Origin of the sequence: Micromonospora sp. AB353, from assembly GCF_049538395.1 — a bacterium.
Lineage (GTDB): Bacteria > Actinomycetota > Actinomycetes > Mycobacteriales > Micromonosporaceae > Micromonospora > Micromonospora aurantiaca.
Window position 1 is genome coordinate 45814 of the sequence record NZ_JBMVFV010000001.1, and the last position, 13069, is coordinate 58882.

The 13069-nt window shown below is 71.8% G+C and carries 12 protein-coding genes; 6 read left to right on the forward strand and 6 right to left on the reverse strand.

Going from position 1 to position 13069, the window contains the following annotated elements:
- Positions 1–27 precede the first annotated feature (27 nt).
- Positions 28–3561 carry a DNA polymerase III subunit alpha gene (dnaE, locus tag ACPCK6_RS00230; RefSeq protein WP_396880511.1) on the reverse strand — a complete coding sequence of 1178 codons (3534 nt, stop codon included), beginning with the start codon at positions 3559–3561 and terminating at the stop codon, positions 28–30.
- Between the two features lie 184 nt (positions 3562–3745).
- On the opposite strand from dnaE, the gene ACPCK6_RS00235 reads away from it, so the two are divergent.
- Both ACPCK6_RS00235 and ACPCK6_RS00240 read left to right on the forward strand, forming a co-directional pair.
- Positions 3746–4087, forward strand: a complete 342-nt coding sequence (locus ACPCK6_RS00235) for a PadR family transcriptional regulator (RefSeq protein WP_013474861.1) — start codon at positions 3746–3748, stop codon at positions 4085–4087.
- Positions 4084–5025 carry a permease prefix domain 1-containing protein gene (locus tag ACPCK6_RS00240; protein WP_423479978.1) on the forward strand — a complete coding sequence of 314 codons (942 nt, stop codon included), beginning with the start codon at positions 4084–4086 and terminating at the stop codon, positions 5023–5025. Before ACPCK6_RS00235 ends, ACPCK6_RS00240 begins: the two co-directional genes overlap by 4 nt.
- Positions 5026–5086: 61 nt before the next feature.
- Here the strand turns inward: ACPCK6_RS00240 and ACPCK6_RS00245 are convergent, their stop codons facing one another.
- Positions 5087–5647 carry a GNAT family N-acetyltransferase gene (locus ACPCK6_RS00245; protein ID WP_423479979.1) on the reverse strand — a complete coding sequence of 187 codons (561 nt, stop codon included), beginning with the start codon at positions 5645–5647 and terminating at the stop codon, positions 5087–5089.
- Positions 5648–5734: 87 nt separating this feature from the next.
- Here ACPCK6_RS00245 and ACPCK6_RS00250 point away from each other — a divergent pair, with 87 nt between their 5' ends.
- From ACPCK6_RS00250 to ACPCK6_RS00265, 4 genes are all read left to right on the forward strand, one after another.
- Positions 5735–7024 (forward strand): sensor histidine kinase, encoded by a 1290-nt coding sequence (locus ACPCK6_RS00250; RefSeq protein ID WP_423479980.1) that lies wholly within the window; start codon positions 5735–5737, stop codon positions 7022–7024.
- Positions 7021–7698 (forward strand): response regulator, encoded by a 678-nt coding sequence (locus ACPCK6_RS00255; RefSeq protein ID WP_194802923.1) that lies wholly within the window; start codon positions 7021–7023, stop codon positions 7696–7698. Before ACPCK6_RS00250 ends, ACPCK6_RS00255 begins: the two co-directional genes overlap by 4 nt.
- Positions 7699–7778: 80 nt before the next feature.
- Positions 7779–8672, forward strand: a complete 894-nt coding sequence (locus ACPCK6_RS00260; protein ID WP_396880516.1) for an ABC transporter ATP-binding protein — start codon at positions 7779–7781, stop codon at positions 8670–8672.
- Positions 8669–9730 carry an ABC transporter permease gene (locus tag ACPCK6_RS00265; protein ID WP_396880517.1) on the forward strand — a complete coding sequence of 354 codons (1062 nt, stop codon included), beginning with the start codon at positions 8669–8671 and terminating at the stop codon, positions 9728–9730. The genes ACPCK6_RS00260 and ACPCK6_RS00265 overlap by 4 nt, the downstream gene beginning before the upstream one ends.
- 66 nt (positions 9731–9796) lie before the next feature.
- Here ACPCK6_RS00265 and ACPCK6_RS00270 read toward each other — a convergent pair whose 3' ends face one another.
- From ACPCK6_RS00270 to ACPCK6_RS00285, 4 genes are all read right to left on the reverse strand, one after another.
- On the reverse strand, positions 9797–10546 hold the full coding sequence (locus ACPCK6_RS00270; RefSeq protein WP_013285436.1) for a YebC/PmpR family DNA-binding transcriptional regulator: 750 nt from the start codon (positions 10544–10546) through the stop codon (positions 9797–9799).
- Between the two features lie 229 nt (positions 10547–10775).
- A complete protein-coding gene (pdxT, locus tag ACPCK6_RS00275) occupies positions 10776–11381 on the reverse strand; it encodes a pyridoxal 5'-phosphate synthase glutaminase subunit PdxT (protein WP_423479981.1) in 606 nt (201 codons plus the stop codon).
- A 76-nt stretch (positions 11382–11457) separates the two neighbouring features.
- Entirely contained in the window at positions 11458–12369 is a 912-nt protein-coding gene (gene pdxS, locus ACPCK6_RS00280; protein ID WP_423479982.1) for a pyridoxal 5'-phosphate synthase lyase subunit PdxS, read from the reverse strand.
- Positions 12370–12496: 127 nt separating this feature from the next.
- Positions 12497–13000 carry a hypothetical protein gene (locus ACPCK6_RS00285; protein ID WP_135239369.1) on the reverse strand — a complete coding sequence of 168 codons (504 nt, stop codon included), beginning with the start codon at positions 12998–13000 and terminating at the stop codon, positions 12497–12499.
- Positions 13001–13069 lie beyond the last annotated feature (69 nt).

Here is a 13069-nt window from a genome sequence, read left to right on the forward strand (position 1 = left end):
CTCTCCGCGTCGGCGCGCCCGGTCCGGTCAGCTCACGTTGGCCGGGCCGAGCACGCTCTTCAGGTCACCCATCAACGCGGTGGTCGGCGCGACCCGGAACGGGCCGAGGCGCAGCGTGGTGACCTTGCCGCCGTTGAGCAGCTTGACGTGCACCTCGGTGTCGCCGGGGTGCAGCACGAGCGTCTCCTTGAGCCGTTCCACGAGCGGCGGCGTGCACCGGTGCACCGGGATGGTCAGCGTGACCGGCTTGTTCGCCGGGTTGCTGGTGACGTCCGGCATGGACATGTCCATCGCCATGATGCGCGGGGTGTCGTCGCGCCGGTCCACCCGGCCCTTCACCACCACGATGGCGTCCTCGGCGATGTACTGCCCGATCACCTCGTACGTGTTCGGGAAGAACAGCGTCTCCACGCCGCCGGCGAGGTCTTCGAGGGTGGCCGACGCCCAGGCCCGGCCCTGCTTGGTGACCCGGCGCTGCACGCCGGAGAGGATGCCGGCCAGGGTGACCACCGCGCCGTCGGGCACCGTGCCCTCCTCGGACAGCGCGGCGATCGTGGTGTCGGCGGCGGCACCGAGCACGTGTTCCAGGCCGAACAGCGGGTGGTCGGAGACGTACAGGCCGAGCATCTCGCGCTCGAAGGCGAGCTTGTCGCGCTTGTCCCACTCCCCCTCGCCGATGACCGGCATGACTGTGGTGGTGCCGCCGGTCTCCGCCTCGCCGAAGCCGGCACCGAACAGGTCGTACTGGCCGACCGCCTCCTTGCGCTTGACGTCGGCGTACGCGTCGATGGCGTCGGCGTGCACGGCGAGCAGGCCCTTGCGCGGGTGGCCGAGCGCGTCGAACGCCCCGGCCTTGATCAGCGATTCGATGGTCTTCTTGTTGCAGACCACGGCGTCGACCTTGGACAGGAAGTCGTAGAAGTCGGCGTAGTCGCCCTTCTCCTCGCGGCACCGCATGATCGAGGCGACCACGTTCGCGCCGACGTTGCGTACCGCGCCGAGACCGAAGCGGATCTCCTTGCCGACCGGCGTGAACGGCCCGGCCGAGGTGTTGACGTCCGGCGGGAGCACCTGGATGCGCATCCGGCGGCACTCGGACAGGTACATGGCCATCTTGTCCTTGTCGTCACCGACCGAGGTGAGCAAGGCGGCCATGTACTCGGCCGGGTAGTGCGCCTTGAGGTATGCGGTCCAGTAGGAGACCAGGCCGTACGCGGCGGAGTGGGCCTTGTTGAACGCGTAGCCGGCGAACGGCACCAGCACGTCCCACACGGCCTGGATGGCCTCGTCGGAGTAGCCGCGCTCGCGGCAGCCGTCCCGGAACGGGATGAACTCCTTGTCGAGGATCTCCTTCTTCTTCTTGCCCATCGCCCGGCGCAGCAGGTCCGCCTGGCCGAGCGTGTAGCCGGCGAGGATCTGCGCGGCGCGCTGCACCTGCTCCTGGTAGACGATCAGGCCGTACGTGGGCGCGAGGATCTCGCGCAGCGGCTCCTCCAGCTCCGGGTGGATCGGGGTGATCTCCTGGAGGCCGTTCTTGCGCAGCGCGTAGTTGGTGTGCGAGTCCACGCCCATCGGGCCGGGCCGGTAGAGCGCCAGGACGGCGGAGATGTCCTCGAAGTTGTCCGGCTTCATCAACCGCAGCAGCGAGCGCATCGGCCCGCCGTCGAGCTGGAACACGCCGAGCGTGTCACCGCGGGCCAGCAACTCGTACGCCGGTTTGTCATCAAGCGGCAGGCCGAGCAGGTCCAGCTCCCGGCCGTGGTTGAGCTGGATGTTCTTCACCGCGTCGTCGATGATCGTCAGGTTGCGCAGGCCGAGGAAGTCCATCTTCAGCAGCCCGAGCGACTCGCAGGTCGGGTAGTCGAACTGCGTGATGATGACGCCGTCGGAGTCGCGCCGCATCAGCGGGATGTGCTCGATGATCGGCTCGGCGGACATGATGACGCCGGCGGCGTGCACACCGGTCTGCCGGATCAGGCCCTCGATGCCCTTGGCGGTCTCGATGACCTTCTTGACGTCCGGGTCGGACTCGTAGAGGCCGCGGATCTCGCCCGCCTCGGCGTAGCGGGGGTGCTTCGGGTCGAAGATGCCGGACAGCGGGATGTCCTTGCCCATCACCGCCGGGGGCATGGCCTTGGTGATCCGGTCGCCGACCGCGTACGGGTAGCCGAGCACGCGGGCCGAGTCCTTGATCGCGGCCTTCGCCTTGATCGTGCCGAACGTGGCGATCTGCGCGACCTTGTCCTCGCCCCACTTGTCGGTCACGTACTTGATGACCTCACCGCGCCGGCGCTCGTCGAAGTCGATGTCGACATCGGGCATGGAGACGCGCTCGGGGTTGAGGAACCGCTCGAAGATCAGGCCGTGCGGGATCGGGTCGAGGTCGGTGATGCCCAGCGCGTACGCGACGAGCGAGCCGGCCGCCGAGCCACGCCCCGGGCCGACCGCGATGCCCTGGCTCTTGGCCCACTGGATGAAGTCGGCGACCACGAGGAAGTACGACGGGAAGCCCATCTGGATGATGACGCCCAGCTCGTACTCGGCCTGGACGACGTGGCCCTCGGGGATGCCGTTCGGGAAGCGGCGCTTCAGCCCGGCGAAGGTCTCCTTGCGGAACCAGGACTCCTCGGTCTCGCCCTCGGGGATCGGGAACCGCGGCATCAGGTTGTGGAACGTGAACATGCCGGCCGGGTCGACCTTCTCGGCCACCAGCAGCGTGTTGCGGCAGCCCTGCTGCCACAGCTCGGAGGAGTCGACGGCGCGCATCTGGTCGGCGGACTTGACGAAGTAGCCGCCGCCCTCGAACCGGAACCGGTTCGGGTCGGCCACGTTGCTGCCGGTCTGGACGCAGAGCAGCACGTCGTGCGCCTCGGCCTGCGCCTCGTGGGTGTAGTGCGAGTCGTTCGTGACCACCGGCGGGATGTCGAGCTTGCGGGCGATCTCGGTGAGCCCGTCGCGGACCCGGCGCTCGATGTCGAGGCCGTGGTCCATGATCTCCAGGAAGTAGTTGTCCTTGCCGAAGATGTCCTGGTACGCGGCGGCGACCTTGAGCGCCTCGTCGAACTGGCCCAGCCGCAGCCGGGTCTGCACCGCGCCGGACGGGCAGCCGGTGGTGGCCATGATGCCCTGGGCGTGCTCGGCGATCAGCTCCATGTCCATCCGGGGCCACTTGACGTAGTGGCCCTCCATGGAGGCGCGGGAGTTGAGCTTGAACAGGTTGTGCAGGCCGTCGCGGTTGGCCGCCCACATGGTCATGTGGGTGATCGCGCCGTTGCCGGAGACGTCGTCGCTCTTCTGCTCGGGGCGCCCCCACTTGACCCGGGCCTTGTGGAAGCGCGACTCCGGTGCGACGTACGCCTCGACGCCGAGGATGGGCTTCACCCCGGCGTCCATGGCCTGCTTGTAGAAGTCGTTCGCGCCGTGCATGTTGCCGTGGTCGGTGATCGCCACCGCCGGCATGCCGAGCCGCGCCGCCTCGGCGAAGAGGTCCTTGAGCCGGGCCGCCCCGTCGAGCATCGAGTACTCGGTGTGTACGTGCAGATGCGCGAACGAATCGCCCATGCGTGGCGCCCCCCGGGTTGTGGATCAAGCTGCGTCGGAGTCGACCGACCCACCCTACCGAGGTGCTCGTGCGGGCTCCACCGTCCACACCGAGGGTGGTCCGGGTCTCTCCCACCAGCCGGTGTGCGGCACGCGATGTTCTTCGCCATTGCAATAGTGTGTGGCACACACTATCGTGTTGGACATGGTCAGCGACGAGGTCCTCCGGACCCACCTCCAGGAGCTACGGCGCGGCACGGTCGTGGTGGCCAGCCTGGTCGCCCTGCGCCGCCCCGACTACGGATACGCCCTGCTGCAACGGCTGGCCGCGCACGGCTTCGCGGTCGACGCCAACACGCTCTACCCGCTGCTGCGCCGGCTCGAGGACCAGGGCCTGCTGACCAGCGAGTGGAACACCGAGGAGAGCCGGCCGCGCAAGTTCTACCGGACCAGCGACGACGGCGAGGCCGTCCTGAACCGCCTGCTCGACGACATGACCGCGGTGCGGACGTCCGTCACCGACCTGATCGAAGGAGCGGAACGATGAGTTCCCTGACCGACCGTTACGTCGCCGCCACCCTGCGGGCCGTGCCCGCGCAACGCCGCCTCGAACTCGCCGAGGAACTGCGCGGCTCCATCGCCGACATGATCGACGACCGCACCTCGGGCGGGCAGGACCACGCCTCCGCCGAGCGCGAGGTGCTCACCGAGCTGGGCCACCCGGAGAAGCTCGCGGCCCGCTACAGCGACCGCACCCTGCAACTCATCGGCCCGCGCTACTACCTGCTCTGGTGGCGGCTGCTGCGGCAGCTGCTCACGTACATCCCGGCCATCGTCGGTGTGCTCGCCGGCCTCGTCAAGGCGCTGTTCGACGACGAGCCGGGCGCGGCCGTCGGCGCGGCGGTCGTGGCCGCGATGCAGACCGCGGTACAGATCGCGTTCTGGGTCACGCTGGTGTTCGCCGTGCTGGAACGCACCCGGACCCCGCTCGGCCTGCCCGAGTGGACCGTCGACCAGCTCCCCGATGAGAGCCGGGAGCGGCAGATCAGCCAATCCGACAGCATCGCCTCGGTGGTGTTCCTGCTCGCCACCGTCGGTGCTCTGATCGGCCAGCACTTCCAGCGCTGGACCACCGACGACGGCTCCCGGATGCCGGTGCTCGACCCGGCGCTCTGGAGCTTCTGGCTGCCGGCCCTGATCGTGGTGGTGCTGGCCACCGTCGGCCTGGAGATCGCCAAGTACCGCTCCGGCCGGTGGACCTGGCCGCTGGTGGCGATGAACGCGGTGCTCAACGCCGCGTTCACGGCGCCGGTGCTCTGGCTGCTGTTCACCGACCGGCTGCTCAACCCGGAGCTGGTCGAGCGGTTCGCCTGGCTGCGCGAGGGCGGCATCGACCAGGTCACCCGGGTGACCGCCGTGGTGGTCGTGCTGGTCGCGGTCTGGGACCTGATCGACAGCGCGGTCAAGGCCCGCCGCGCCGCCTGAGCCCCGAAAGGCCCGGCACGCCCCGTCGAGGGCGTGCCGGGCCTTTCGGGTACGCGGGCAGTCAGGCCGCCGCGCGCCACTCCCGGGCCAGCAGCGCGTACACCACCTCGTCGGTCCACTCCCCCTTGACGAACTCGTTCTCCCGCAGGTGCGCCTCCCGGCGCATGCCCAGCCGTTCCAGCACCCGCCCCGACGCGGTGTTGCGCGCGTCCAGCCGGCCCACGATCCGGTGCAGCCCGAGCCCGTCGAAGCCGATCCGCAGCAGCTCCCGGGCCGCCTCGGTGACGTACCCGCGACCGGTGTGCGCGGGGTGCGCCACGTACCCGATCTCGCCCTGCCGGTGCTCCCCGCTGGTCCAGCTCAGCAGCACGTCGCCGACGAACTCCCCGGTGTCCGCCAGCGTCACCGCCAGGTTGAGCACGTCGCCGGGGGCGCGCAGCGCGGTCCGCCGGACCATCCGGTCGATCGCGGCCCGGGCGGCGGCGTCGTCGTACGGCTGGTGGTAGAGGTAGCGGGTCACCTCCGGGCGGCCCCGGTAGTCCCGGACCACGGCGAGGTCGCCGGCGGAGAAGGCGCGCAGCAGCAGGCGCTCGGTGCGCAACGGCAGATCGGGCACGAACACCCCGGCAGGCTATGCCGCCACTGTCGTCCGGCCCACCCGTTTACGCCCCGGGCACCGCATCGGCGGCAGCGGTGGCATGGTCGTACGGTGAGCACCGCACCCACCACCGCCTGGCGCCGGCCGGCCCCCACGGCCGCGCAGTTGCGCGCCGACCTCTGGATCGGGCTCGCGGTCAGCGTGCTGGCCCTGTTCGAGCTGACGCTGGCGTACAGCACCGGGGCCTTCCTGCTCGGGCCGCCGCCGAGCGTCGCCGAGCAGGTCGGGTGGACGGTCGCGGTGACCGCCCCGCTGGCCGTACGGCGGCGCTGGCCCGCCGCCGTCGCCGTGGTGATCTCCATCGCCTTCGTCGCGGGGCAGGCGCGGGCGGTCCCGCTCGCCCAGCTCCCGTCGGGTGCGCTGTTCGCCGCCCTCTTCACGCTCGGCGCGTGGGGCGCCGACCGGCGGCTGGCCGGGCGGCTGCGGGCCGGCATCATCGTGGCGATGTTCGGCTGGCTCGCGCTGTCCCTCGCGCTGCGGGCCGACCAGATCTCGGCGGCCTCCTTCGCCGACGCCGCCGGCCCGGTGCCGCCGGTGCTCGCCGCCATCGTGAACGGCGTCTTCTACAACGTGCTGTTCTTCGGGTTCGCCTACTACTCCGGCCAGACCTCCTGGGTGGCCGCGCGCCGCCGGCACGAGCTGCGGGAACAGGCCGAGCAACTGCGCCGCTCCCAGGTCGAGGCGCGCGAGCGCGCGGTGATGGGCGAGCGGGTCCGCATCGCCCGCGAACTGCACGACGTGGTCGCCCACCACGTGTCGGTGATGGGCGTGCAGGCCGCCGCGTGCCGGCGCGTGTTCGACCGCGACCGGGACAAGGCGCGTACCGCGCTGGCCGCGATCGAGGAGACCGCCCGCACCTCGGTCGACGAGCTGCGCCGGATGCTCGGCGTGCTGCGCGACCCGGACGCCGCTGCCGGCGCGGCCGCCGCGCCGGAGGACATCGCCGGCATCGACGACGTCCGTACGCTCGTCGACCGGGCCCGGGAGACCGGCCTGCGGGCCGACCTCGGGGTGTACGGGGAACCGGTGCCGCTGCCGCGCTCGGTGTCGCAGGCGGCGTACCGGATCGTGCAGGAGGCGGTGACGAACGTGGTCAAGCACGCCCACGCCACCACGCTGGACGTGCGGATCCGCTATCTGGCGAGGGACCTGGAGATCGACGTGAGCGACGACGGACACGGCGCCGTACCGGCTGCCGGGGCCGGGCTCGGCCTGATCGGCATGCGGGAGCGGGTCGCCGCGCACGGTGGTGAGGTGGAGGCCGGGCCGCGCCCCGGCGGCGGGTTCCGGGTCCGGGCGCGCATGCCGCTGCCGGTCGAGGCCACCGGGCGGGCGGCGTGACCGCCCCGGTACGGGTGCTGCTCGTCGACGACCAGCACCTGGTCCGGACCGGGTTCCGGGTCATCCTGGAGGTCGAGGACGACATCGAGGTGGTCGGCGAGGCCGCCGACGGGCAGCGCGCCGTGTCGATGGCGGCCGCGCTGCGGCCGGACGTGGTGCTGATGGACGTGGAGATGCCGGTGCTGGACGGGCTGGAGGCCACCCGCCGGATCACCGCCGACGCGACGCCGGGCGGCCCGGCGGTGCTGATCCTCACCACGTTCGACCACGACGACTACCTGTTCGCCGCGCTGCGCGCCGGGGCGAGCGGCTTCCTGCTCAAGAACGGCACCCCGGAGGACCTGATCGAGGCGGTGCGGGTGGTGGCGCGCGGAGAGGGACTGATCGCGCCGGCGCTCACCCGGCGGGTGATCTCCACGTTCGCCCGGCCCGGCGCGGTACCGCCGGACCCGCGGCACGACGCGGCGACCGCGGACCTGACGCCGCGCGAGCGGGAGGTGCTGGAACTGGTGGCGCGCGGGGCCAGCAACGCCGAGATAGCGGACGTGCTGCACGTCGGCGAGGCGACGGTGAAGACCCACGTCAGCCGCGTGCTGGCCAAGCTCGGGCTGCGCGACCGGGTCCAGGCGGTGGTGTTCGCGTACGAGCACGGGGTGGTCCGGCCCGGCGGATGAGGCCGTCCGCCGCGCGACGGACCCGATGATCGCTCCGTGGTGGGACGACGGAAACGACGGCCGGCCGTAGCGTCGGGATCATGACCAGCGTGCTCCGCCTCGACGGCGTCGACCGCAGCTTCGGCGGCCGTCAGGTGCTCAAAGACGTCTCCTTCGACGTGACCGCCGGGCGCATGACCGGATTCGTCGGCGGCAACGGCGCCGGCAAGACCACCACCATGCGGATCGTCCTCGGCGTGCTCGCCCCGGACGCCGGGCAGGTGACGTGGCGGGGGCTACCGCTCACCCGCGAGGCCCGGGCCCGGTTCGGCTACATGCCCGAGGAACGCGGCCTCTACCCGAAGATGACGCCCCGCGAGCAGGTGGTCCACCTCGGCCGGCTGTACGGGCTGGACGCCGCCGGGGCGCGCCGGCGTACTGACGCGCTGCTGGAGCGGGTCGGTCTCGGCGAGCGGGCCGACGACCTGCTGGAGACGCTGTCGCTCGGTAACCAGCAGCGCGCGCAGATCGCCGCCGCGCTGGTGCACGACCCGGAGGTGCTGATCCTGGACGAGCCGTTCTCCGGGCTCGACCCGCTCGCCGTCGACATGGTGGTCGCCGTGCTGCGGGAACGTGCCGCCGCCGGAGCGCCGGTGCTGTTCTCCAGCCACCAGCTCGACGTGGTCGAGCGGCTCTGCGACGACCTGGTGCTCATCGCGGGCGGCACGATCCGGGCCGCCGGGGCCCGCGAGGAGCTGCGCGCCGCGTACACGTTGCCCCGGTTCTCGCTCGTGGTGGACGGCGACGCCGGCTGGCTGCGCGACCAGCCCGGCGTGCGGCTGGTCGACCTCGACGGCGCGCGCGCCGTGTTCGAGGTGGATCCGCCCGCCGACGCCCAGTCGGTGCTGCGCGCGGCGCTGGACCGCGGCCCGGTGCGCGCGTTCGGCCCGGTCACCCCGTCCCTCGCCGAGATCTTCCGAGAGGTCAACCAGTGAACACGTTCCAGGCCACCCGGCTGGTCGCGGCCCGCGAGATCAAGGTCAAGGTCCGCGACAAGACGTTCCTCTACAGCACGCTGGTCTTCCTGCTGCTCGCCGTCGTCGCCACCGTCGTGCCGGCGTTGATGAGCAGCGGTCCGTCCACGGTGGCGGTGACCGCGGCCGGCGCCGAACCGCTGCGCGCGGCCGGGCTGGACGTCATGCTCGTCGCCGACGACGGCGCCGCCGAGCAGGCGGTACGCGACGGCGACGCGGACGCCGCGGTGGTGGCCGGTCCGCTGGTGGTCGCCGACGAGCGGGCCCCGGACGACGTGGTCTCCGCGCTCAGCGCGGCCCCGCAGGTGAAGCTGCTGGACCCGGACGCGGTGGACCCGCTCGTCGCGTACCTGGTGCCGTTCGCCTTCGCGTTCGTCTTCTTCTTCATGTCCCAGACGTTCGGGTTGCAGATCGCGCAGAGCGTCACCGAGGAGAAGCAGACCCGGATCGTGGAGATCCTGGTCGCCGCCGTGCCGGCCCGGGCGCTGCTGGCCGGCAAGATCCTCGCCGCGGGCGCGCTGGCGCTCGGGCAGATCACGCTGATCGCGGCAGTCGCGCTGATCGGCATGCGCCTGACCGACGGCGGTGACCTGCTGGGCCTGATCGCGCCCGCGATCGGCTGGTTCGTACCGTTCTTCCTCTGCGGCTTCCTGCTGCTGGCGGCCATGTGGGCCGCAGCCGGTGCGCTGGTGAACCGGCAGGAGGACATCGCCGGGGCGTCCACCCCGGTGCAGCTCGCGGTGATGGCGCCGTTCTTCGCGGTGATCTTCCTCAACGACAACGCCGCCGCGATGCGGATCCTGTCGTACCTGCCGATCTCCGCGCCCACAGCGATGCCGGTACGGCTGTTCACCGGCGACGCCGCGCCGTGGGAGCCGATCGTGTCGCTGGCGCTGCTGCTGCTCGCGGCGGCCGGGTTCCTGCTCGCCGGGGCGCGGATCTACGAGGGTTCGCTGCTGCGCACCAACGGGCGGACCTCGGTGCGGGCGGCGTGGCGGCAGCGGGAGCCGATCGGCTGACCGGGCGAGACGCCGAGCGCCGGCCACCCCGGGATCCGGGGGCCGGCGCTCGGCACGTCGGGCGGGTCAGCCGACAGCGGCCATGACCTCGTCGGAGACGTCGAAGTTGGCGTAGACGTTCTGCACGTCGTCGCAGTCCTCCAGCACGTCGATCAGCTTGAAGATCTTGCGCGCGCCCTCCTCGTCCAGCGGCACGTTCACGCTGGGGATGAGGGAGGACTCGGCCGACTCGTACTCGATGCCGGCGTCCTGCAGCGCGGTGCGGACCGCGACCAGGTCACCCGGCTCGGAGACCACCTCGTACGCCTCGCCGAGGTCGTTGACCTCCTCCGCGCCCGCGTCGAGCACGGCCATCATCACGTCGTCCTCGCTGGTGCCCGCCTTGGGGACGATCACCACGCCCTTGCGGGAGAACATGTACGACACCGAGCCGGCGTCGGCCAGCGAGCCGCCGTTGCGGGTCAGCGCGGTACGCACCTCGGTGGCGGCGCGGTTGCGGTTGTCGGTGAGGCACTCGATCAGCATCGCCACGCCGTTCGGGCCGTAGCCCTCGTACATGATCGTCTGCCAGTCGGCGCCGCCGGCCTCCAGGCCGGAGCCGCGCTTGACCGCGCGGTCGATGTTGTCGTTCGGGACCGAGTTCTTCTTCGCCTTCTGGATGGCGTCGTAGAGCGTCGGGTTACCGGCCGGGTCGCCGCCGCCGGTACGGGCCGCCACCTCGACGTTCTTGATCAGCTTGGCGAACATCTTGCCGCGCTTGGCGTCGATGACCGCCTTCTTGTGCTTGGTCGTCGCCCACTTTGAGTGGCCGGACATCTGTTACCTCCGTTGCTACCCGCCGTCTGCATCGACCGCACCGCACACGCCCCGCTCCCCACCGGCGCACGTCGAGGTGCTGTGATCTTCGCTGGGAGCCGCGGCGGGCTGATGGCCCTGCCGAATCTCGGCAATCCTACCGGCGACCGGCGGGTCACTGTCACGCGCCGCACGGCACCGGGCCGTCCCGGGCCGCCCGAACCGGCACAACCAGGGACGGACCGGACGCTCAGCGGCTTGCCCGGACCAACTCCACGAAGTGGCGGTGCAGGCGCAGGTCGCCGGTCAGCTCCGGGTGGAACGAGGTGGCCAGCAGGTTGCCCTGCCGTACCGCGACGATCCGGCCCGCGGCCGGACCCTCGGACACCCGGCCGAGCACCTCGACGTCCGGTCCGACCCGCTCCACCCAGGGCGCCCTGATGAACACCGCGTGGAACGGGCCGCCGTCGACGCCGGTGATCGCCACCGGCGCCTCGAACGAGTCGACCTGGCGGCCGAACGCGTTGCGCCGCACCGTCATGTCGACGCCGGCGAAGCCGCGCTGGTCCGGGCGGCCGTCCAGCACCTGCGCGGCCAGCATGATCAGGCCGGCGCAGGAGCCGTAGACCGGCATGCCGGCGGCGATCCGCTTGTCGATCGGCTCGCGCATCTCGAAGATGTCCACCAGCTTGCTGATCGTCGTGGACTCGCCGCCGGGCACCACCAGGCCGTCGACCGCGTCCAGCTCGCCCGGCCGCCGCACCGGCCGGGCGTCGGCGCCCGCGCCGGTCAGCGCCGCGACGTGCTCGCGTACGTCGCCTTGGAGCGCGAGCACGCCGATCACCGGTACGGTCACGCCGCTCCTCCCGCCGCCGTGTTAACAAGGGGCCCCGCCTCTACCGCAGGCGTTAACAGGGGGCCCTTCCTTTCACTCACCAGCCGCGCTCGGCGAGGCGGTGCGGCTGCGGGATCTCGTCGACGTTGATGCCGACCATCGCCTCGCCCAGCCCGCGGGAGACCTTGGCGAGCACGTCCGGGTCGTCGTGGAACGTGGTGGCCTTGACGATCGCGGCGGCCCGCTGGGCCGGGTTGCCGGACTTGAAGATGCCCGAGCCGACGAAGACGCCCTCGGCGCCGAGCTGCATCATCATGGCCGCGTCGGCGGGGGTCGCGATGCCACCGGCGGTGAACAGCACCACCGGCAGCTTGCCCTGCTCGGCGACCTCCTTGACCAGCTCGTACGGGGCCTGCAGCTCCTTGGCCGCGACGTACAGCTCGTCGGAGGGCAGCGACTGGAGCCGGCGGATCTCCTGCCGGATCTTCCGCATGTGCGTGGTGGCGTTGGAGACGTCACCGGTGCCCGCCTCGCCCTTCGAGCGGATCATCGCGGCGCCCTCGGTGATCCGGCGCAGCGCCTCGCCCAGGTTCGTCGCCCCGCACACGAACGGGACGGTGAACGCCCACTTGTCGATGTGGTTGGCGTAGTCGGCCGGGGTGAGCACCTCGGACTCGTCGACGTAGTCGACGCCGAGCGCCTGGAGGATCCGCGCCTCGACGAAGTGGCCGATGCGGGCCTTGGCCATCACCGGGATCGACACGGCCTGGATGATGCCGTCGATCATGTCCGGGTCGCTCATCCGGGACACACCGCCCTGCGCGCGGATGTCGGCCGGAACGCGCTCCAGGGCCATCACGGCCACCGCGCCGGCGTCCTCGGCGATCTTCGCCTGCTCGGGGGTGACCACGTCCATGATCACACCGCCCTTGAGCATCTCGGCCATGCCGCGCTTGACGCGGGCGGTGCCGACGGCGGTGGCGGGGGTCGGGGCTACGGATTCAGACACGGGACATCGCTCCTCGGCGTGCTCGGGAGGTGACTGCGCAGGAATGCTACGACCGGCGCGACGCCGCTCCGAGCGCCAATCGAACCCCCGGTGGCCTGCCGTGTGGCCCCCGTCACGGCCGGTGGTGTCAGCCGGTGGTCACGTCCGCGTGCGACGCCAGCGTCGGGTCGTCGATGTCGAAGTAGCGCGGCCACTCCCGCCCGCGCCCCATCCGGAACAGCCGCACCACCGGACGCCCCCGCGCCGAGCGGGCGTCCCGGACCAGGTCGGTGTGTACCTGCCGGGCCAGCGCCAGCCGCCGGCTCGCCGCGATCACCGCCGCGCAGGCCGCGTCGTCCGGGTCCAGCCGCACCGCCCGCAACTGCCGGGTCAGGTCGTTCTCGGCCGCCTCACGCTCCTCCGGAGCGGCGTCCAGCGCGATCCGGGCGGCGGCGTACAGCTCCACGCCGTACCGCTGCTCGGCCAGGACCGCGGCGGCGGCCGCGCGGCGCAGCAGGTGCGCGTCCAGCGCGCGGGCCGCCGAGTCCGCGCGGACCTGCAGCCGCTGCACGCGGCCGGAGGTCCAGATCAGGTACGCCGAGAGCAGCCCGAGCACCGCGACCGCGCCCACCACCCACCACATGCCCGGCATCGTAGTGCTGCTCCTCATCCCGGCCGGCCGGCGCTCGCACCGGCAGACGCGCTCGTCACAGCGGCCGCA

Coding starts and splice junctions, on each gene's coding strand:
- dnaE (WP_396880511.1), bottom strand. CDS start 3,561: ATGGGCGATTCGTTCGCGCATCTGCACGTACACACCGAGTACTCGATG.
- ACPCK6_RS00235 (WP_013474861.1), top strand. CDS start 3,746: ATGGTCAGCGACGAGGTCCTCCGGACCCACCTCCAGGAGCTACGGCGC.
- ACPCK6_RS00240 (WP_423479978.1), top strand. CDS start 4,084: ATGAGTTCCCTGACCGACCGTTACGTCGCCGCCACCCTGCGGGCCGTG.
- ACPCK6_RS00260 (WP_396880516.1), top strand. CDS start 7,779: ATGACCAGCGTGCTCCGCCTCGACGGCGTCGACCGCAGCTTCGGCGGC.
- ACPCK6_RS00270 (WP_013285436.1), bottom strand. CDS start 10,546: ATGTCCGGCCACTCAAAGTGGGCGACGACCAAGCACAAGAAGGCGGTC.
- ACPCK6_RS00285 (WP_135239369.1), bottom strand. CDS start 13,000: ATGCCGGGCATGTGGTGGGTGGTGGGCGCGGTCGCGGTGCTCGGGCTG.